17 protein-coding genes and 1 tRNA gene are annotated in these 21051 nt (G+C 60.5%); 8 read left to right on the plus strand and 10 right to left on the minus strand.

Annotation, left to right across the window (positions count from 1 at the left end; genetic code table 11):
- The first annotated feature begins 218 nt into the window (after positions 1–218).
- From AC07VG_RS30485 to AC07VG_RS30495, 3 genes are all read left to right on the plus strand, one after another.
- Positions 219–1511: a GGDEF domain-containing protein gene (locus AC07VG_RS30485; protein WP_495003369.1), complete on the plus strand. Its 1293-nt coding sequence runs from the start codon at positions 219–221 to the stop codon at positions 1509–1511.
- Positions 1512–1600: 89 nt separating this feature from the next.
- Positions 1601–3397, plus strand: coding sequence for an acyl-CoA dehydrogenase C-terminal domain-containing protein (locus AC07VG_RS30490; RefSeq protein WP_495003370.1), 1797 nt, complete (start codon positions 1601–1603; stop codon positions 3395–3397).
- Positions 3398–3696: 299 nt separating this feature from the next.
- Positions 3697–5475 carry an acyl-CoA dehydrogenase C-terminal domain-containing protein gene (locus AC07VG_RS30495; protein WP_495003371.1) on the plus strand — a complete coding sequence of 593 codons (1779 nt, stop codon included), beginning with the start codon at positions 3697–3699 and terminating at the stop codon, positions 5473–5475.
- Positions 5476–5707: 232 nt separating this feature from the next.
- Here AC07VG_RS30495 and AC07VG_RS30500 read toward each other — a convergent pair whose 3' ends face one another.
- A complete protein-coding gene (locus tag AC07VG_RS30500) occupies positions 5708–6631 on the minus strand; it encodes a LysR family transcriptional regulator (RefSeq protein WP_495003372.1) in 924 nt (307 codons plus the stop codon).
- Between the two features lie 101 nt (positions 6632–6732).
- Here AC07VG_RS30500 and AC07VG_RS30505 point away from each other — a divergent pair, with 101 nt between their 5' ends.
- The 4 genes from AC07VG_RS30505 (at position 6733) to AC07VG_RS30520 (ending at position 9594) form a co-directional block, all read left to right on the plus strand.
- On the plus strand, positions 6733–7431 hold the full coding sequence (locus AC07VG_RS30505) for an MOSC domain-containing protein (protein ID WP_495003373.1): 699 nt from the start codon (positions 6733–6735) through the stop codon (positions 7429–7431).
- Positions 7428–8705 (plus strand): aspartate aminotransferase family protein, encoded by a 1278-nt coding sequence (locus AC07VG_RS30510; RefSeq protein ID WP_495003374.1) that lies wholly within the window; start codon positions 7428–7430, stop codon positions 8703–8705. Before AC07VG_RS30505 ends, AC07VG_RS30510 begins: the two co-directional genes overlap by 4 nt.
- A gap of 219 nt (positions 8706–8924) precedes the next feature.
- Entirely contained in the window at positions 8925–9290 is a 366-nt protein-coding gene (locus AC07VG_RS30515) for a type II toxin-antitoxin system RelE/ParE family toxin (RefSeq protein ID WP_495003375.1), read from the plus strand.
- Positions 9274–9594 (plus strand): helix-turn-helix domain-containing protein, encoded by a 321-nt coding sequence (locus AC07VG_RS30520; protein ID WP_495003376.1) that lies wholly within the window; start codon positions 9274–9276, stop codon positions 9592–9594. Before AC07VG_RS30515 ends, AC07VG_RS30520 begins: the two co-directional genes overlap by 17 nt.
- Positions 9595–9842: 248 nt before the next feature.
- Here AC07VG_RS30520 and AC07VG_RS30525 read toward each other — a convergent pair whose 3' ends face one another.
- The 4 genes from AC07VG_RS30525 to AC07VG_RS30540 form a co-directional block, all read right to left on the minus strand.
- Complete coding sequence (locus AC07VG_RS30525) at positions 9843–10637, minus strand: carbon-nitrogen hydrolase family protein (RefSeq protein WP_495003377.1); 795 nt, start codon at positions 10635–10637, stop codon at positions 9843–9845.
- Between the two features lie 13 nt (positions 10638–10650).
- Positions 10651–12333 carry a flavin monoamine oxidase family protein gene (locus tag AC07VG_RS30530; protein WP_495003378.1) on the minus strand — a complete coding sequence of 561 codons (1683 nt, stop codon included), beginning with the start codon at positions 12331–12333 and terminating at the stop codon, positions 10651–10653.
- Positions 12334–12646: 313 nt separating this feature from the next.
- Entirely contained in the window at positions 12647–13108 is a 462-nt protein-coding gene (locus AC07VG_RS30535) for an Lrp/AsnC family transcriptional regulator (RefSeq protein WP_100938519.1), read from the minus strand.
- 39 nt (positions 13109–13147) lie between these two features.
- The gene (locus AC07VG_RS30540; protein ID WP_495003379.1) at positions 13148–14299 is read right to left on the minus strand and encodes a Fic family protein; all 1152 of its coding nucleotides are present in this window, start codon (positions 14297–14299) and stop codon (positions 13148–13150) included.
- Between the two features lie 197 nt (positions 14300–14496).
- Between AC07VG_RS30540 and AC07VG_RS30545 the strand changes: the two genes are divergently transcribed.
- Positions 14497–14748: a helix-turn-helix transcriptional regulator gene (locus AC07VG_RS30545; RefSeq protein WP_495003380.1), complete on the plus strand. Its 252-nt coding sequence runs from the start codon at positions 14497–14499 to the stop codon at positions 14746–14748.
- A 102-nt stretch (positions 14749–14850) separates the two neighbouring features.
- Here AC07VG_RS30545 and AC07VG_RS30550 read toward each other — a convergent pair whose 3' ends face one another.
- The 5 genes from AC07VG_RS30550 to AC07VG_RS30570 all read right to left on the minus strand — a co-directional run bounded on the left by AC07VG_RS30550 (position 14851) and on the right by AC07VG_RS30570 (position 20986).
- Positions 14851–15039 carry a DUF1289 domain-containing protein gene (locus AC07VG_RS30550; protein ID WP_495003381.1) on the minus strand — a complete coding sequence of 63 codons (189 nt, stop codon included), beginning with the start codon at positions 15037–15039 and terminating at the stop codon, positions 14851–14853.
- 3 nt (positions 15040–15042) lie between these two features.
- Positions 15043–16323: a CDF family Co(II)/Ni(II) efflux transporter DmeF gene (gene dmeF, locus AC07VG_RS30555; RefSeq protein ID WP_495022390.1), complete on the minus strand. Its 1281-nt coding sequence runs from the start codon at positions 16321–16323 to the stop codon at positions 15043–15045.
- Between the two features lie 7 nt (positions 16324–16330).
- On the minus strand, positions 16331–16609 hold the full coding sequence (locus AC07VG_RS30560; protein ID WP_495003383.1) for a metal/formaldehyde-sensitive transcriptional repressor: 279 nt from the start codon (positions 16607–16609) through the stop codon (positions 16331–16333).
- A gap of 544 nt (positions 16610–17153) precedes the next feature.
- Positions 17154–17230: transfer RNA gene (locus tag AC07VG_RS30565), tRNA-Ile, on the minus strand.
- A 15-nt stretch (positions 17231–17245) separates the two neighbouring features.
- Positions 17246–20986 carry a bifunctional diguanylate cyclase/phosphodiesterase gene (locus AC07VG_RS30570; protein WP_495003384.1) on the minus strand — a complete coding sequence of 1247 codons (3741 nt, stop codon included), beginning with the start codon at positions 20984–20986 and terminating at the stop codon, positions 17246–17248.
- Positions 20987–21051 lie beyond the last annotated feature (65 nt).

The following is a 21051-nucleotide window of genomic DNA, read 5'->3' on the forward strand; positions in this document are numbered from 1 at the left end:
GTTCACTGCAAAAGCCGCTTCGCCTTCGGGGGAAGCGGCTTTTTTGCGTGCCACCCGTGGCGATGCGCAGAGAAAAAATTCCCGACTAAATCGCTAAGAAGAATCGTTGCGCTGCCGTTAAAGAGGTGGCATTTGTGACTGATATCACATTGCCGTACTTTAGATCTTACAATACAGGCACAATGCCATTTATTGCGTTGCCGGTCGGAGCTTTACCCTTGCCGCGTTCTTCCGCTGTCCATGTTGGTCATTTTTTACCCTCTCTCCTGTTGTTGCTTGCGGGGCTCGCGGCTGCCTACGTCAAGGAACTCAACGTCTTCTTCACCTCGCTGTTCAATGTGCTGCCGACCCTGGTTTTGCTGCTGGGCGGGTCCTACTGCGCGGTGTACCGACGCCAGCGCGAACTGTTCCTGATGGTGACGGTGTACATCGCCTATTTCCTGCTCTCCACCCAGACCGATTATTACCGGGATCACGGCAAGGTCCGTGAGGACGCCGCGGTGGTCTTCCACCTGTGTTGCCTGTTATTGCCCCTGCTGTTTGGTGTGTATGCCGCCTGGCAGGAGCGCACGCACCTGTTCCAGGACATGGTCGCGCGGTTCGCCGTGCTGTTGGCGGTGGGCAGCGTGGCACTGGGCCTGGAGCAGAGTTATCCGCAAAGCTTGCTCGACTGGTTGGCGGAAATCCGCTGGCCGGCGCTGCACGGCGCCTGGATGAGCCTGATCCAGTTGTCCTACCCGGTGTTCTTCGCGTCCTTTGTGTTGCTCACGGTGCAGTACTGGCGCAATCCACGCCCCCTGCACGCGGCGCAACTGACCGGGCTGCTCGGGCTGTTCTGGATGTTGCCCAAGACCTTCATTCTGCCGTTCACCTTGAACATCATGTGCAGCCAGGTGATGTTAATGATTGCCGCGGCGGTGGCTCACGAGGCTTATCAGATGGCCTTCCGCGACGAGCTCACGGGCTTGCCGGGACGTCGCGCGCTGAACGAGCGCATGCAGCGCCTGGGGCGCAACTATGTGCTGGCGATGACCGACGTCGACCACTTCAAGAAATTCAACGACACCCACGGTCACGACGTTGGCGACCAGGTGCTGCGCCTGGTGGCCAGCAAGCTGGCGAAGGTCAGCGGCGGCGGTCGTGCCTATCGCTACGGCGGTGAAGAGTTCGCGGTGGTGTTCGCCGGCAAAAGCCTGGAGGAGTGCATGCCGCACCTGGAGGTCATTCGCGAAGTGATCGCCAACTACCATATCCAGTTGCGCAACCAGGACAACCGCCCCCAGGACGACCAGCAAGGTCGTCAGCGCCGGGCCGGCAGTGGCGCTACCAGTGTGTCGGTGACCGTGAGTATCGGTGTCGCCGAGCGTCAGCCGGAGCAGCGCACCCCGGAAGAAGTGCTCAAGTCCGCCGACCAGGCGCTCTATGCCGCCAAGGGCGCGGGGCGTAACTGCGTGGTCGCGGCGGGGCAGAGCCGGCGTGGCGCGATCCGCACGGGCGAAGCTGTCGGCTGAGTGATGGTGGAGCATTCAGCGGTTGGACGGTGATTGTCCGGGACCGGGCAGGGCAGTAGCTTGAGGCATCTGCTGCCGGAGAAACGACCATGCCTGAGTACAAAGCCCCGCTACGTGACATGCGCTTTCTGATCGACCATGTTTTCGATTTCCACGCCCACTACCTCGCCCTTGGCGCCACCGATGCCAGCCCCGACATGGTCGGCGCGATCCTGGAAGAGGGGGCGAAGTTCTGCGAGCAGGTGTTGTCGCCGCTGAACCGCTCCGGCGATGAAGAAGGCTGCCATTTCGACAACGGTGTGGTGACCACGCCCCAGGGCTTCAAGCAGGCCTTTGCCCAGTATGTCGAAGGCGGCTGGCATGGCCTGGCGGCGGACCCAGCCTATGGCGGGCAAGGCCTGCCACTGTCCCTGGGGTTGGTGATCAGCGAGATGATCGGTTCCAGCAATACCTCCTGGGGCATGTACCCGGGTCTGACCCACGGCGCCATGTCGGCGATCCATGCCCACGGCACCGAGGAACAGAAGAACACCTACCTGAGCAAACTGACCGAGGGTCGCTGGACCGGCACCATGTGCCTGACAGAGGCTCACTGCGGCACTGATCTGGGGCTTATCAAGACCCGCGCCGTGCCCCAGGCCGACGGTAGCTATGCGATCAGCGGCAGCAAGATTTTCATCTCCGCTGGCGAGCACGATATGAGCGAGAACATCGTGCACCTGGTGCTGGCCAAGCTGCCGGACGCCCCGGCGGGGACCAAGGGCATTTCCCTGTTTATAGTGCCCAAGTTCCTGGCTAATGCCGCCGGCGATGCGGGTGAGCGCAATGCCGTGCGCTGTGGTTCCATCGAGCACAAGATGGGGATCAAGGCTTCCGCGACCTGCGTGCTGAACTTCGACGACGCCAGGGGCTTTCTGATTGGCGAGGCCAACAAGGGCCTGAACTGCATGTTCACCATGATGAACCATGCCCGGCTTGGCACCGGGATGCAGGGCCTGTGCCTGGGGGAGACGAGTTTCCAGGGTGCGGTCCGCTACGCCAACGATCGCCTGCAGATGCGCGCACTCACCGGTCCCAAGGCGCCGGACAAGGTTGCTGACCCGATCATCGTCCATCCCGATGTGCGGCGCATGCTGCTGACCATGAAGGCCTTCAACGAAGGCAACCGGGCGCTGACCTACTTCACCGCGCAGTGGCTGGATGTCGCTCACCTGGGCGGCGATGCGAGCCAGCGCCAGGAGGCCGAGGACCTGCTGGCCTTCCTGACGCCGATCTGCAAGGCCTTCATGACCGAGACCGGTCTTGAGGTGACCAACCATGGGATGCAGGTGTTCGGTGGTCACGGCTTCATTCGTGAGTGGGGCATGGAACAGTTGGTCCGTGATTGCCGGATCGCGCCGATCTATGAGGGCACCAACGGCATTCAGGCGCTGGATCTGCTGGGGCGCAAGGTGCTCGGCAGTCAAGGCAAGTTGTTGCGTGGCTTTACCAGGATCGTGCACAAGTTCTGCCAGGCGAATGCCGGGCATCCGCAGCTCAAGGGTTATGTGGCGCAACTGGACGGCTTGAACCAGCAGTGGGGTGAGCTGACTACCCAGGTTGGCGTGGCGGCGATGAAGAACCCGGATGAAGTGGGGGCCGCGGCGTTGGATTATCTGATGTACAGCGGTTACATCATCCTCGCCTACCTCTGGCTGCGCATGGCGTTGGTGGCCCAGGCGCAGTTGGAGGAGGGTAGCGGTGACGCCGAGTATTGCCAGGGCAAGCTGGCGACCTGCGAGTTCTATTTCAAGCGCCTGCTGCCGCGCACGACTGCCCATCGGGCGGCGGTTGAGGCGGGGAGTGAGTGTTTGATGCGCCTGCCAGCGGAGTTGTTTTCTCTTTAATGGGTTGGGTGATCTCGAGGGCCTCTTCGCGGGCAAGCTCCGCTCCCACATTAAATTTTCTGCCGTGCACGAAACTTGTGCCCGGCACAGATCCCATTGTGGGAGCGGAGCTTGTCGGATCGCCGCACCGCCGCGAAGGCGTCGGCACAGACAGCGCATGCCCCGGATATATTTATGACCAAAAATAACAAAAAAGTCACACATAGACCCTATGTGTCGCAAAAGTTGTTCGGGTAAACTCAGACCTTAGAAAATCGGCCCCATCCGGGGCCTATCGTTTAGATCTTGCGAGGTTTGCCATGGCTGACTACAAAGCGCCCCTGCGCGATATGCGCTTCGTCCTCAACGAAGTGTTCGAGGTCGCGAAACTCTGGGCTCAATTGCCTGCCCTGGCCGAGACCGTCGACGCCGAAACCGTCGAAGCGATTCTCGAAGAGGCCGGCAAGGTCACCGCCAAGAGCATCGCGCCGCTGAGCCGTGGCGGCGATGAGGAAGGCTGCCGCTGGGACAACGGCGCGGTGTTCACCCCGGCCGGTTTCCCGCAGGCCTACCAGACCTACGCCGAAGGCGGTTGGGTCGGTGTTGGCGGTGATCCGGACTTCGGCGGCATGGGCATGCCCAAGGCGGTGTCGGCCCAGGTCGAAGAAATGATCAATTCCTCCAGCCTTGCGTTCGGTCTCTACCCGATGCTGACGGCTGGTGCCTGTGTCTCGATCAACACCCATGCCAGCGAAGAGCTGAAAGCCGCTTACCTGCCGAACATGTATGCGGGTGTCTGGGCCGGTTCCATGTGCCTGACCGAACCCCACGCCGGTACCGACCTGGGGATTATCCGCACCAAGGCCGAGCCGCAGGCAGATGGCTCCTATAAGGTCAGCGGGACGAAGATTTTCATCACCGGCGGTGAGCACGACCTGACCGAGAACATCATTCACCTGGTGCTGGCCAAGCTGCCAGACGCCCCGGCCGGTCCCAAGGGGATCTCGCTGTTCCTGGTGCCGAAGTTCAGGGTCAATGCCGACGGCAGCCTCGGCGCGCGCAACCCGGTGAGCTGTGGTTCCATCGAGCACAAGATGGGCATCCAGGCTTCCGCGACCTGCGTGATGAATTTCGATGAAGCCGTGGGTTACCTGATTGGCGAGCCGAACAAGGGCTTGGCCGCGATGTTCACCATGATGAACTACGAGCGCCTGGGTGTGGGTATCCAGGGCTTGGCGTCGGGTGAGCGCTCGTACCAGAACGCTGTCGAATACGCCCGTGATCGCCTGCAAAGCCGTTCGCCGACCGGGCCGAAGGCCAAGGACAAGGTCGCCGACCCGATCATCGTGCATCCCGATGTGCGGCGCATGCTGTTGACCATGAAAGCCTCGAACGAAGGCGGTCGGGCATTTTCCACCTACGTGGCGATGCAGTTGGACACCGCCAAGTTCAGTGAAGACGCCAGCACCCGCGAACGCGCGGATGGCCTGGTGGCCTTGTTGACCCCGGTGGCCAAGGCGTTCCTGACCGACCTGGGCCTGGAAACCACCGTGCACGGCCAGCAGGTGTTCGGCGGCCATGGTTACATCCGCGAGTGGGGACAGGAACAACTGGTGCGCGATGTGCGTATCACCCAGATCTACGAGGGTACCAACGGCATCCAGGCCCTGGACCTGGTGGGGCGCAAAATCGTCGGCAACGGCGGCGCCTATTACCAGCTGTTCGCCGAAGAGATTCGTCATTTCATCAACACCGCCGACGCCGGGTTGGCCGAGTTCACCCAGCCGCTGGGCGCTGCCGTGGACAACCTCGATGACCTGACGGCTTGGGTCCTGGAACGTGCCAGGAGCAACCCGGACGAGATCGGTGCGGCATCTGTCGAATACCTGCAAGCCTTCGGTTACACCGCCTATGCCTACATGTGGGCACTGATGGCCAAGGCGGCGTTGGGCAAGGAGAGTCAGGAGACGTTCTACGCAAGCAAAATGGGCACGGCGCGGTTCTATTTCGCACGTCTGTTGCCGCGTATTCACTCGCTGACGGCCTCGGTAAAAGCCGGGAGCGAGTCGTTGTTCCTACTGGATGCCGAGCAATTTTGATTCTTCGGATGCCTTGTAAGCATTTACTTACATAACGCGCTGCTCTTTGCCCCTATCGCCAGATTGGATCCAGCGATAATCTTTGCACCAAGGACGTCGAGCAGGAAGCTCAAAAGCAACAACAGGGACACGTAGGATTCTGCCAGGACGGTGGAGTGAAAGGGATGTCAGGGAAACAGTCTGCAAAGCCCCGCCTCGGCGGGGTTTTCTTTTTCCCGCGAAAAAGTAGCGGTCAGTTCAGTCCTTCGCGTACCACCGGCGAATGCCCGCCCGAGCGGTTCGTCACGTCTTCGAGCAAGTTGCGCAATAACTCCAGCGTTGCCTGTTGGCGCTGCATATCGCGGCACACCAGTCCCACTTTCAAGGCAACCCGCGGTTCGGTCAGCGGCTTCCAGAGCAGCAGGTCGTCGTCATGTTCATGCCGTGAGCGGCCTGGTAACACCGTCGCCAGCCGTGTGTGCGGCAGGCTGTCGAGGATGCCGGCCATATTGTTCAGCTCGGCTTGAACCTGAGGGCGTCGCCCCAGATTGGCCAGTTGTCCCTGCCAGATCTGGCGGATCTGGAACTCCTCGCCCAGCAGCAACATCGGCAGTTCGGCGGCCTGGCTCAAGGAGACCTTCTTGAATTCGCGCAAGGGATGATCGCTGGGAATCACCAGTTGCAGTTCGTCTTCGTACAACAGCACCCCGTGCAAGCCGGGTTGGCGTGGCGGCAGATAGCTGATGCCGATATCCAGCGAACCATTGAGCAGGCGCCGTTCGATCTCCATGCCGGTCAATTCGTAGATCTGCACCACCAGGTGCGGCTGGGCCTTGCGCACCCGTTCCAGCATCTGCGGCACCAGGCTGGTGTGCACGGTCTGCAGCACGCCGATGGCCAGGGTTCGCAGGGCCTGGCCCTGGAAGTTGCGCAGGTCGTCGCGGGCCCGTTGCAGGCCATCGAGCAGCGGCAATGCATGGTTGTAGAGGGTATGGGCGGCGAGGGTTGGCAGCAGGCGCTTGCTGCTGCGTTCGAACAGGCCCACATCCAGGTTGTGTTCGAGCTGGCGGATCTGCTGCGAGAGGGCCGGTTGCGAGATCGACAGGCGTTCGGCGGCCCGGCCGACATGGCCCTCTTCATACACCGCGACGAAATAACGCAGTTGCTTGAAATCCATAAGCTGTACTTATCGAAAATGCTCGAAAAACGAAATGGCTGCGGGTGCCGGAGAAGCCTAGTCTAACCCCAATCATAAGGCTTACAGGGCCATAGAGTGCGATGAATACTGTTTACGTGGACGGTGTTTACATAGGCAAGGCAAAAAATCTCGGCCAGGGTCTGGTGGGGGATACGGATAAACATCGGGTTGCCAACCGGCTCTGGTTGTGGCCGCAGGGCCTGGGCAGTGATGAGCACGGCGACCCGCGCTTTCATACCGGGCCTGAGCGGGCGTTGCATCACTACCCCGCCGAGCACTACGCCTACTGGCGCAAACGTTATCCACAGTTCGACTGGGCCGCACCGGCCTTTGGCGAGAATTTGTCGACGCGGGGTCTGACCGAGGAGCAGGTCTGCCTGGGCGATCTGTTTCGTTGGGGCGGCGCGTTGTTGCAGGTCAGCCAACCGCGTTCGGCCTGCTATCGCCTGAGCCGCCTCGGAATGCTCCCGGAGCTACCACAGCAGGCGCAGGACACGGGGCGCTGCGGTTGGTTCTACCGGGTGCTCAAGTCGGGTTTTGTCAGCGCCGATCAACCGTTCGAACTGATTCAACGCAGTTATCCCGGCCTGACCGTGGCCTGGGCACTGCATGCTTTCTATCAGGAGCCTCTGGAACACGCAGGCCTGAAGAAGTTGGTGGATTGTCCGGCGCTGTCCTCGCGCTGGCGCGACACGGCGATCAAGCGCCTGCGCAGTGGGCGGGTGGAGGACTGGTCGTCGCGGCTGCTCGGCCTGCCGCTGGAAGGTTTGCGCGCATGAACCTGTTCAGCTTGCGCCGCACGCCACCGAGTCTCGATGACCTGACGGCCGAGTACCGACAATCCACCCGGCGTGACAGTGTCACCCATGAATACCTGATGACGGCTGTCGAGCGTCCTGCTCCGGTGTTCGTTCGCGGGCAGGGCTCCTCGGTGTGGGATGCGCAGGGCCAGGCTTATCTGGATTTCAGCCAGGGTGCTGGGAGCAACAGTCTTGGCCACAGTCCCGGCGTGCTGGCCCGGGCTTTGTCCGACCAGGCCCATGGCTTGATCAACGTTGGTGGCGGACTGCACAACCAGGGTCAATTGAATCTGGCCCAGCGACTGTGTGAAAGCACCGGCTGCGATCAGGTGCATTTTTTCAACAGCGGCTCCGAAGCCTGCGACGGCGCGATCAAGCTGGCGCGCAAATGGGGGCAACTGCATCGCGGTGGCGCGTCTCGGATCATCTCTGTGAGTGATGCTTGCCACGGTAGTGGTTTCGGCGCCCTGGCGGCGTCAGATGCTTTTGACAATCGATTCGAGCCGCCACTGCCGGGTTTCAGTCAGGTGCCGTTCAATGACTTGTCGGCCTTGCATGCGGCCGTGGATGCCAAGACCGTCGCGATCATGCTGGAACCGATCCAGAGTACCGCAGGGGTGATTCCGGCGACGGGGCATTATCTCAAGGGGGTCGAGCGGTTATGCCGTGAGTTGGGCATCCTGCTGATTCTGGATGAAGTGCAGACCGGCATGGGGCGCTGCGGTACCTTGCTGGTCGAGCAACAGTACGGTGTGAAAGCGGACATCATCACCCTGGGCAAAGGCCTGGGCGGCGGTGTGCCGCTGGCCGCCCTGCTGGCACGGGGCAAGGCTTGTTGCTTCGCGCCAGGTGAAGTCAGTGGCAGTCACCACGGCAATGCCATGATGTGCTGTGCCGGGCTGGCGGTGTTGGAGACGCTGCTTGGCGGTGATTTCCTCCCCCGTGTCCGCGAAACCGGGCAGTACCTGCGGGATGGGTTGACACGTCTGGCCCAGCGTTATGCCCTGGGAGAGTTGCGCGGTACCGGCTTGCTCTGGGGCTTGACCCTGGGTGACGAGTCGGCGGATGCGGTTGTCAAGGCGGCGTTGCAGGAAGGGCTACTGCTCGATGCGCCGAACGCCGACTGCCTGCGATTTTCTCCGGCACTGAACGTCAGCAAGAGCGATATCGACGCGATGCTGCTGCGCCTGGCCCATGCCTTTTCCCGAGTGCGGACCGCCCAGGTCCAGTGCCGCAAGGGTATTGCCGTCTGACATTGACCAGCGCCTTTTCCCCGACGAATTCCCGAACCGTCTCGCGGTATAACGCATCACCCTGTGCCTGACTCTTTTGGCACGGGGTGTTTTTTTGTGGGCGGCGTTCAACGCGTGCTGTCTTACACGAGGACACCCTTCAGGAGCTCGAACAACGAGGTGTGTGACGGGCTTGAACTTATATACCACTCAGTGGTATGTTTTTGGAGAAGGATTTCCATGCCATACAGGTTTTTCAAAACCCGGCGCTTCAGCGTCGATGCGAGAAAGGCACTGATTACCGATGCAGCGCTAGTCGCCGCGATGAAGGAAGCCATCAGTGGTCAGGCGGACAATCTGGGCGGCGGGGTCTGGAAGAAGCGGCTCAACGAGAACCGTCATCGCTCCATTGTATTGGCGAGGGGGCGTTGTTACTGGGTCTTCCAGTTTCTATTCGCCAAAAGCGATCAGAGCAATATCACGGCGCAGGAGCTCAGTGCCTTCAAGGCGTTGGCCAAAGCCTATGAGGGGCTTAGTGAGCAACAGGTCCAACAGCTACTGGAAATGAAAGAATTTGTGGAGATAGGTCATGACCAAGACATTTAAAAGCGAGGCACTGGAGTCGATTCATGAGTCGGCCAGCGCGTTGCAGGCCATTGGGGCGATCAGCAAGGCGACCATGCGTGAGTTCGATGAGTCCTGCCTGGCGCAGGTCCCGGATGAAATCGAGCCGGAACAGATCAAGCAACTGCGTGAGCGTAACCATGTCAGTCAACCGGTTTTCGCCCGTTACCTGAACACCAGTGCCTCGACCGTGAAGCAGTGGGAGGCGGGCGACAAGCAACCCAGCGGCATGGCACTCAAATTATTGAGCATCGTGCAGAAATACGGCTTGCAGATATTGGCCTAGCGTTCGCGGCGATTGCGTGAGCGGTCCTGGGCAAAGGTGCGCAGCCCGCGGTGGGCGCTGGTTTGTCCGCGAATCAGCCCGGCGCGCTCGGCGGGCTCAGTGGGCGACACAAGGGGACTGGAAGGCTGCGTGGGTACTGGCTCCGCGGATTCGTTCGAGGACGCGGGACCTTCGGGGTCGGGTGAGGTCGGCAGGGACATGGGCGTTTCCGGGGAAGAGGAACGCCCATTTTAGCGGATAACGCTCGCTCAGTCCCGGCTCAGGTCCGTATAGAGCGCCGGACGGCGGTCCAGCAGATAGCGATTGTTGGCCCGTGAGGCCTGCATCAGCGAACGGTCCAGGGTGGCGACGATCAAGGTCTCATCCAGGCCGGCGCGGGCCAGGCGGCTGCCGTCCGGTGCGGCGATGCTGCTCTGGCCGCAGTACTGGATATCGCCCTCATGACCGCAGTAGTTGGCGTACGCCACAAAACACTGGTTCTCGAAGGCCCGGGCCCGAATGGTGACATCGGCGACGAAGTCGAACGGCACCATATTGGCCGTAGGCACCAGGATCACCTCCGCCCCGTGCAGGGCCAGGCGACGGGTGTTTTCCGGGAATTCGACGTCGTAGCAGATCAACAGTCCGAGTTTCCAGCCGCCCAGTTCCACCACCGGAAAGTGGTCGGGGCCGGCACTGAACATCGAATGATCAAGGTCACCGTAGAGGTGGGTCTTGCGGTAGTTGCACAGGCTCTGGCCGTGGGCGTCGATCAACTGCACCGCGTTGTAGATCTGGCCATCCTCGGCGCGCTCCGGGTAGCCATAGACGATGGCCATGTTCGCCGCCCGGGCGAGGGCGGCAATATGTTGTGCGCTGGCGCCGTCGTGGGCTTCGGCCAGGGCGCCGACCGCTTCGGCACCGATGTTGTAGCCGGTCAGGAACATCTCCGGGAGCACCAGCACGTCCACGCCACGGGCCTCGACGGTCAGACGTTGCAAGCGTTGCAGGTTGCCCGCGACATCCAGTGGTTGCGGCGGGCATTGATAGAGAGCGATCTGCACAAGCGCGTTCCTTTCAGTCGGCCAGGGCGATTGGACCAATGTCATTGAAGACATCGCCCGGTCCCGGGTTCTCGGCGTGGGTACGTCCACCGAAGTGGCTCATGATGCCCCACACGGCGTTGAGCGAAGTCTGTACCGCGCCTTCGACCCAGGCCGGGGTCCAGGACACATCGTCACCGGCAATGAAGATGCCGCGATGTGCGGCGGGCATATCGGCCTGCATGAAGTGCGCGTACATCCGCTGGTTATAGCGGTAGTGGCCGGGCAGGGCGCCTTTGAAGGCCCCGAGGAAATGTGGGTCGGCTTCCCAGGACACGGTGATCGGATCGCCGATGATGCGTGCGGCGATATCCACTTTCGGGTAGATCTTCTTCAGCGCGTCCAAGGCCAGCTTCACCCGCTTGTCGATGGGCTGCGGGAGCATTTTCAGGGCGTCGCTCATCCACGAGTACGACAGGCAGATCACGCCCGGCTTGTCGTCACCGTTGTCGAACAGATAGGTGCCGCGGGTCAGGCGATCGGTGAGGGTCATGCTCATCAGGTCGCGACCGGTTTCCGGATCCTTGTCCTTCCAGAACGGGCGGTCAACCATGACAAAGGTCTTCGAGGACTGCATGTAACGTGTGCGATCCAGGGCCATCCACATTTTCTGGGAAAACAGCGATTCCTCGCATTCGATCTGGGTGGTCAGCAGCCAGCTCTGGCAGGTGGTCAGGACGGCGGCGTAGTGACGGGTATCGCCCCAGTTGTCGGTGACCGCGAACTGGCCGTCGGCAGCACGGGCAATGCGCTTGACGCCGGTGCGTGGTGCGCCGTGGTGCAGAGTGCTCAGGCTGGTGTCGGCCGGCCAATGGGCGCAGCGCTGCGGTACATGACGCCAGATCCCCAGCGGCACCTGCTCCACGCCGCCGACCACCAGGTGCTGGTGGTCGTCGCAATTGGTCATTACCACGCGGAAGATTTCCAGCATCGAGTTGGGGAAGTCCGAGTCCCAGCCGCCGGTGCCGAAGCCGACCTGGCCGAACACTTCGCGGTGCTGGAACGACAGCTTGGCGAAGGCTTTGGAGGTGGCGACGAAGTCGTAGAAGGTGCGGTCGTCCCATAGCGGCACCAAGGTGTTCCAGAGTTCTTTCAGACGCGGCACGTCGCGGTCGCGAATGGCCTGCTGGATATCACCGAAGCGCGAGCCGTCTTCCAGGGCATCGGCCCAGGCGTCGGCCACTTCCTGGAACAGGGCCGGCAGGTCGGCGAGTTTCTCTGCGTAGTAGGTTTCGCCTTCGAGATCGATCACCGTGCTGCCTGAGGCCGGGGTCAGTGGGTTGGGGAAGGGTTTGGTCTCCAGGCCGAGCTTGTCGACGTAGTGGTAGAACGCCGTGGACGAGACCGGGAAACGCATGCCGCCCAACTCGGCGATGATGCCTTCGGTGCCTTCGAAGGCCTGGGAGCGCAGGCGCCCGCCCATTTTCGAGGCTTCGTAGACGACCGGCTTGAGGCCCAGTTTCATCAGTTCATAGGCGGCCACCAGCCCGGCGATCCCGGCACCGACAATCGCCACTTCGGCGCCGTGATTTTCCGCCGGGATGCTGCCCAGTCCGGCCGGGTGCTCGATCCAGTCATCGAAGGCAAACGGGAAGTCCGGGCCGAAGATGGTGATGGGTTTTTTACCGTCGGCAGGATGGCGATTGTTCTTGTTCATGGCTGACCTTGCTGGCGACTCGGGCCGGGCGGTGTGTCCGGCTGGAGTATAGATAGGAAAAGACTGAGGCCATTGTAGGGAGCGGGGAGTGCGTTAATAAGACGCAAAGTGTCGTCGTTTTGACTGGAAATAATACGTTATGACGACAATATTATTCGAATCGACGAGAACCTGTAGGAGACAGCTTGCTGGCGATGACGTCCGAACGTTCGCCGCAAGACTTAAGGGCCTCATCGCCAGCAAGCTGGCTCCTACAATGACCGTGTTGACTGGCGTTGCGAGTCCAGGGCGAGGCGGTCTCTACAAGGCGGCGCTAAACCGGCTGCCCCCGATCCACCTTGCTACTGAGAATGATCGAGGTAGTGGTTTTCTCCACCCCTTCGACACTGCCGATCTGGTCGAGCAACTGATCCAGCTGTTCCGGCGAATCGCTGCGCAGCCAGGCGACGTAGTCGAACTCACCGCTCACTGCGCAGAGTTGCTGGATCTGTGCCATGGCGCTGAGGCGCCGCACCACATCCTTGCCCGAACGCGGTTGGACCGTGATTCCGACATAGGCCTGCAAACCGCCATCGACCACCCGCTGACCCAGACGCACGCCATAACCGGTAATGACCTTGGCCTTTTCCAAGCGAGCCAGCCGCGAGGTAACCGTGGTGCGCGCGATCCCCAACTGCCGCGCCAGCATCGCCACGCTTTCACGGGCATTGATCTGCAGGGCGGAAATCAACTGACGGTCGATTTCGTCGAGCGCGGGAGGGCGGGTGTCGGACAAGGTCGGGCTCCGGTGGCGGGTGTCGAGAGTTGGGTGATGTTACAGGCTTGAAGTGGCCGCCGGTTGCAAGCCGGGAATCTGATAGCGGGTACTGCGTCCGCCTCCGGGAAGGCGATAGAGGCAGCCTTTCTCCAGAAGATCCGCCAGATGACGGGTTGCCGTCGCCTTACTGACTTTGGCGACTGCCTGGTATTGCGCAGCATTGATGCCACCCTCAAAACCTCTCTCACCACCATCGAGCAGCCTGTTGATAACTTTGAGTTGTTCCGGCGAGAGTTGAAGATGGCGGTGCTGCTGCCAATACCTTGCCTTGACCAGCACCCGGTCGATGTTGGCCTGGGCCTGTTCCAGGCTGCGCAACAGAGTTTTCAGGAACCATTGCAGCCAAGGGGTGATATCCAGCGAGTCCTTCTGGCTGGACTCGAGTATTTCGTAATAGCCCTTCCGGTCTTCGAGAATGCTCGCGGACATCGCATAGAACCGAATCGCTTGTTGCTCGCCTTGCGCCAGTGCCAGATCAGTGAGGGTACGGGTCAGGCGACCATTACCATCATCGAATGGATGCAAGGTCACGAACCAGAAATGCGCAACGCCGGCACGCAGCAGTGGGTCGAGTGCCGTGTCGGCCTGACTGGCGTTGAACCAGTGGATAAACGCCATCAGCTCTTCGTCGAGCCCGGCCCGCGGTGGTGCCTCGAAATGCACGACAGGTCGATCCAGACGTCCGGAGACCACCTGCATCGGCTCGTTACCGCGCAGCATGCCGATACGGATTTTCGGTGCCAGAGGGCTTTCGTCAGGCTGGAAAAGCAGTGTGTGCCAATACAGCAGGCGCTCAAGGCTCAACGGCGATTGGTGGTGTTGCGTTGCGTCCAGCAGCAGTTCCGCCAGGCCCTCGCTACGTGGACTGGCGGATTGGTCGGCACTCAGCCCCAGGCGTCTTGCCAGTGAGGACCTGACAGAGCCGACATTCAACGGCTCTCCTTCTATGGCCGATGATGTGATGATGTTTTGCAGCAAGGCATCCAGTTCGTTCTGCGCGCTGCTGTCCTCGCCGATGGCTGCGGCCATGCCGAGCAAGCGTCCCTGGGCGTGTCCGCATTCCAGCAGCAGCGGCGTCAGGGCCTTTTCCTGCCAGGTGAAATGAGGCCAGTCGGGCTGTTGCCAGATCCAGTGAGGCAGATCGATCATAGAGGACTCCGCATGAGCGTGAGCCGAATAAAAGGCTTATTCGGCTCATATGGTGAGCCGATTGTGCGATTTATTCGGCTCATCGTCTAGCTGGGAGACGCTTGCAGGCTGCACTTGGGTTGAGCGGCATATCTGCTTTGATTTTTCAGAGGTTCGGTATACGTTACATTTAATATAGTTTGTCGCGTATACAGAACATGGATTATGCCCTTATCACAACGCGTCTTGGCGAGCAGGTCCGGCAGCGTCGTCTGAGTCGCGGGTTGACTCAAGCCCGACTCGCTACCTTGGCTGGCATCACCCGACAGAAGGTCATCGCCATCGAGAAGGGTGATCTGTCAGTGGGTATGGTCGCCTATGCGCGAGCCCTGGGCGCTATGGACTGTGAGTTCGCCGTGGTGCCGGCGGTAATGCCCACGCTGGATGAAATACAGAGAGTGTTCGACTGATGACAACCGTACTGCAAGTTGCGATGCCTTTCCGGGCGGGTACGAATCCTGACCAGGTACACGAGTGCTCAGGCAGCAATCGGCCAAAAAGCGACATCTGGCCTATCGGGAAATCTCTTCTCGTTGCAATTTCGCTAACCGCTTTGAACGCTCGTTGATTACCTGATGACGACGATGATCCGTCATTTTCTTCCAGCCGCGAATTTCCTCCAGGGTGCGCAGGCAGCCTACGCAGAGAGTGGTCTTGCCATCGAATTTACAGACTTCGGTGCAAGGGGATTTGAGAGCCATTGCTCAGACCTCAGCTTCTGGACGCACTTCCACTGTGAGATGGGACAGCCCCTTAAATTGGGCGAGATGCTGGTGGTAAAATTGTGCGGTCCGTTTTGGCTCGCCTGTGACCACCGAAACCACCGCTCCGAGATGCCCAGGGCCGAGTCGCCAAACATGCAGATCCGCCAGCTTGTCACCGGCTTTGTCGATGACCGTCCTGATCTTGCTTTCAATTCGAGTGTCTGCACTCGCATCTACCAGGATCGCACCGGTCTGGCGTATCAGTCCGTAGGACCAGTTGGCGATCACCAATGCCCCAACGATCCCAGCCAGTGGGTCCATCCACAACCAGCCAAATGCTTGGGCCAACAGCAGGCCGATGATGGCCATCACTGACACAGCGGCGTCCGCAATCACGTGAATGTAAGCCGCTCTCATATTGTGGTCGCTGCTGTCCACGTCATGGTCGTCGTGAGCATGCTCCGTGAATTCGACGATCTGTTCACCTGATGGCAGGGCAACGGCTACCTGGAAACCATGCGGCTCCGGAATGTCGCTGGTGGATTCCAGAAAGCCAGCTTTCTGTACAAAATTGAATACCTGCCGCGAACCGTCCTGGCGGATCGTCGTCACCGTAACATCGCCTGGTGAGAGCAAGGGACCTGAGCCTTCACAGGAAAGGCGAAATACTGGTGGAACACCCTCTTCGAAGATCGACAGTTCGAACACGCCCTCAGCAGTGACAACACGCTGCATCTCTTCAGGATGATCGTCATGTTCATCACCTTCGGCGTGCCCATGACTGTGCCCATGGCTATGTCCGTGGTCATGCCCATGATCCGCACCGCTGAGCAGCCAGGCACTGGCAATGTTCACGGCTAAGCCAACGACGGCGATGGGAATGGCTTCGCTGAAATGGATGGGGACTGGCGACAGGAAGCGGGAAACCGCTTCGTAGCCTATCAGTAAGGCGATCATCGCGAGAATGATGGCGCTGGTGAAGCCCGCCAGATCACCCAGTTTGCCAGTGCCAAACACGAACCGCCGGTCACTAGCGTATTTGCGCGCGTAGGTGTAAGCGAGTGCAGCAATCAACATAGCCCCGGCGTGTGTGGACATATGCAAGCCATCCGCAACCAATGCCAGTGAGCCATACAGGTTCCCGCCGATGATCTCGGCCAACATCATGGCCGTGCACAGGGCAATCACAGCCCACGTCTTGCGCTCATTTTTTTCATGGCCGACGCCCAGGAAAACGTGGTCATGACCGACATTAAATGGTGCCTCATACAGCTTATTCATATTGAGTTCACTTGAAATAACTGTGGATGATTTCGATCAGTTGCTCTTTGGCATCATTCGGCTCCTTGCCGTCAGCAAAGTCCGCATCAACCAAATGCGTGCGGATATGGTCCTCCAACACCACAGTCAGGAGACCGTTCATGGCACCCCGGCAACTGGTGATTTGCTGGAGCACCTCGATGCACTCACGCTCCTCGTGCAGTGCACGCTCGATCGCTTCGAGCTGCCCACGAATACGACTGACGCGATTCAATAGCTTTTTCTTGTCCTGGATGGTGTGACTCATGATTGCACCTTGAGATCAAAATATACTATAGGGGGGTATAGTACATGTCAAATCATCCTAGCATAGGCATGCTATAGCGCTCTGATTTCCGACAGACGTAAAAAACTTGAGTGGGGTTCAGAGGGGCATTCCCGGCAACAAAGGCTGATCTGTCGACGCTGCGATTGAGGAGGGCGTAACGGAGCCGAATGGTCGAAAGCTTTTCACTTTCTGCTCTACGGCGAAGCTCAAGAAAAACGCCGCTTTCCCATTTCGGGCTGAGCGGCGTTTTTCCTTCAAAGGACGGGTTGATTGTACAAATATTGCTATCTGGAACCCTGTCCAGGTCCTGGACGATAGCCGGCGGTCATGGATTTTTGTGTCGGTCGTCGCCGATGGAGGTCCCTTCGAGGGGTGGGTGTTGAGGTGTTACATCAAGCGGATTCCCTGACATTTTCCCAAGTTTGGACGTTTTGTGGACGGAAAGCCGCTTTTTTCAGTTTTCTGGCTAGGAGTTCGATAGCAAGCAAAACGACAAAAGCCGCGCACTGCGCGGCTTTCAAGGTGGTGGGCCCACACGGACTTGAACCGTGGACCAAAGGATTATGAGTCCTCTGCTCTAACCAACTGAGCTATAGGCCCTCAGTAGGCCGCGAATTATAGCGATGGTTTCTCGCCGGTGCTATCCGAAAACTCCGAAAGCCTCATATGAAGGAAGGTCGCGGCGAATTCTTCGGCGGCCAGCGGCAGGCTGACGATGTAGCCCTGGATCTGTTCGCAACCCTCGACGGCCAGAAAATTCTGCTGCGCCTGGTTCTCCACACCCTCGGCAATCACCGTGAACTGCATGCTGCGCCCCAAGGCGATGATGGCGCGGACGATGGCCGCATCGTGGGGATCGTCCGGCAAACCGCGCACGAACGATTGGTCGATTTTCAGCACATCCAATGGCAGGCGCTTGAGGTAGCTCAGTGACGAATAGCCGGTGCCGAAGTCATCAATGGCCAGTTGCACCCCCAGGCGCTTGAGTTGGTGCAGGACCTCCAGGGCTTCCTCGGCCTGGCTCATGATGAAGTTTTCGGTGATCTCCAACTGCAGGCAGCCGGGCTCGAGCCGGTAATCCCGGAGCAACTGCTCGACCCGTGCGAGCAGGTGCGGTTGGCGCAACTGCGCGCCGGCGAGGTTGACCGAGAGTGGGCCGAAGTCGCCATGGCTCCTGTTCCAGCGCTGCATCTGTCGGCAGGCGCGCTCCAGCACCCAGTCACCAATCTGCAGGATCATGCCGTTCTCTTCGGCCAACGGAATGAAATGCTCCGGTGGTACCTCGCCCAGGGTCGGGTGTTGCCAGCGAATCAAGGCTTCGGCCCCCACCAGGTGACCGCTGGCGAGACTGATCTTCGGCTGGTAGAGCAGGTGCAGCTCCTGGCGCTCGATGGCCCGGCGCAGTTCGTGCTCCAGGGCCACGCGTTCGCTGGCCTGGGCCGTGAGGTCGCGGGTGTAGCTTTCGACCCGGTTACGGCCCTTGGCCTTGGAACGGTACATCGCCGCATCGGCGTTCTTGACCAGGGTGGCGACGTCGTTGCCGTCCTTGGGGTAGAGGCTGGTGCCGATGCTCGCACTGATGAAAAACTCGTGCTCACCGGCCTGGAACGGTGCGCTGAAGCAACCCAGCAGTTTGTTGGCCAGGTGCGTGGCGTCGCTGGCCTGCTGCAGGCCCGGCAGCAGGATGATGAACTCGTCGCCGCCCAATCGGGCCACGGTGTCGATATCCCGCAACTGCTCCTTGAGCCTGGCGGCAATGCCCTTGAGCAACAGATCACCGACCGGATGCCCGAGGCTGTCGTTGATGTGTTTGAACCGGTCGAGGTCGAGAAACAGCACCGCGCCCTGGCCGCCGTTTTCGGCCTGGTTGTTCAGGGCCGCCAGCAGGCGGTTTTCAAACAGGGTGCGGTTGGGCAGGCCGGTCAACGGGTCGTGGTGGGCCTGGTAGTCCAGGCGCGCCTGGGCATGTTTCAGGCTGGAGATATCGGCGAACACGGCAACGAAGTGGGTAGTGATGTTCTCGCGGTTACGCACGGCACTGATGGTCAGCCAACTGGGGTAGAGCTCGCCGTTCTTGCGCCGGTTGCAGATCTCGCCTTGCCAATGGCCTTCGGCGGTCAGTTGGTGCCACATGGCCGCATAGAAGGCGCTGTCATGCTGGCCGGAGGCAAGCAGGCGCGGGGTGTGGCCCAGGGCTTCGGTTTCGCTGTAGCCGGTGATTTCGCTGAAGGCCCGATTAACCGCGCTGATGTGTTGCTGGATGTCGGTGATCAGTACGCCCTCGGCGGTACTTTCGAAGACGGTGGCGGCTTGTTGCAGTTTTTCCTGCATGAGGTGGCGTTCGGTGATGTCCCGGGCGATGGTCAGCATGCAGTCCTCGCCACCGATCGGCAGTGGTCGGCTGGAGACTTCGCACAGGCGGATCTGCCCGTCGTTGCGGCGGATATGGCAGCTGAAGTCACGGACGAAACCATCGCGCTGCATCAGTTCGAGCATGTGCTTGCGTTCGTTCAGGTTGACCCAGATGCCCAGGTCAAGGGTCGAACGGTCCAGCGAGGTGGCGGCGTTGTAGCCGGTGAGGTGGCTGAAGCCGTCGTTGATCTCCAGCAGCAGGCCGTCGCTTTGCCGGCTCAGCAGCAAGCCATCGGGCGAGGCGTGGAAAGCCTTGGCGAACTTTTCTTCGGAGGTCTGCAGTTGTTGCTGGGTTTGCTTGAGCTGGCTGATGTCCCTGACCACCACCACCAGGGCCGGGGTGGTGTCGAGCTCGAAAGGCTCGGCGGAAATCAGCCCGGTAAACAATTGGCCATTGCTGCGCCTGAAGGGCATCTCCAGATTGCGGATACTGCCGCCCTGCAGACGCTGCAACAGCCCCGAGCCGACACCGTCGATGCCCCAGATGTTGAGCTCGCTGGCGGTATGCCCGATCACGTCCCTGGCGTTCAGGCCGATCTGTTCCTCGAAGGCCGTGTTGACTTCCAGCAGGTGGCCGTCGGACAGGCGGGCGATAACCAGGATGTCCGGGCACTGCCGGAAGACCGAGGCGAATTTCTGCTCGGACAGGCGCAAGGCTTCTTCGGTGCGCTTGGTTTCGCTGATGTCGATCATCAGCCCGCGTATCAGCGGCTCATGGTCATGTTCGATCAGGCTGACCAGATCGCGCACCCAGAGCGTACGACCATCGGCGCTGATCACCCGATAGTCGAGCGTGTGGTCGCGGCCTTCGATGATCTCCTTGTCACAGAAGATCTGGGCACGGGTCAGGTCGGCAGGGTGGGTGATGCTGCGCCAGAAGCCGGGGATCAGCCAATGGGCCAGCGGGTACCCGAGCAAGGCTTCGGCATGGGGCGAGACATAGGTGTAGGTGTAATCCATGCGCGCTTCCCAGGCGATGGCCGAGAGGCTCTCCACCAAGCCGCGGTAATGGTATTCGCTGCTGCGCAGTTCCTGCTCGAGGGCCTCGCGCCGGGAAATTTCCGAACTCAGGCGGCGGTTGATGCGGATGACCACGACCAGAACGCTGACCAGCAACAGGACACCGGGCAGGCCGTAGAGCAGCAGGTCGGTCCAAAATGAGGGGGCGACCAGGACGTTACCCACCCAGCGCTTCTGGATCGCCTCGGTCTCGGCGACGCTCATGTCGGCCATCACCTTGTCGAGAATCCCTACGAAGATTTTCTGATCCTGCGGCACGGCCATCGCCAATTGGTAGCGATAGGGCGTTTCGCCGCTGACGTAGAGCCCTTCGAGCTTGAGCTGGCGCAGGCTCCAGACACTGGAGGCGAGATCGCCGATGACCGCATCGACTTCGTCAGTGGCCAGGGCCTGTAGGGCCGAACTGACATTGGGCAGGGCCACGAGGTTGAGGTCCGGGTGATGGCTGCGCAGCAGCTCGTGGGGGGCGTAGTTCTCCACCACGGCGATCTTCAGGCCGTAGAGCTCTTTCATGTTATGGGGTTTGGCGCCGCCTTCGTGGGCCAGGATAACGATCGGGAAATCCAGGTAAGGACGGGTAAAGGACAGGTAGGTCTGGCGTTCCGGGGTCGACATGATGCCGGGCAGCAGGTCGACCTGGCCTGTCTTCGCCAGTTGCAGCACTTCGGTCCAGCTCACCGGCTCGATGGGGGTGAGCTTGATGTCCAGACGGTCTTCGATCAGGTGGATGTAATCGGCCGCGAGCCCCTGATAGGCGCCGCCTTCGCCTCTGAACTCAAAGGGCGGCCACGAGGCATCGACACCCAGGCGCAGTTGCGGGTGGGCTTTCAGCCAGTCACGCTCATCATCGGTAAGATTCAACGCGCCAGCCGTTGCGGTCCAGATGAGCAGCGAAAACAGAAGCAGGGCCGACAGTCTGGGCATAACGATCTCGTTATGGCTCGGAGGGATGATTCGAGTGTAGACGGGCGGCGGGCGGAGAAAAGGGA

The organism is Pseudomonas sp. GW821-FHT03C07, assembly GCF_059420925.1.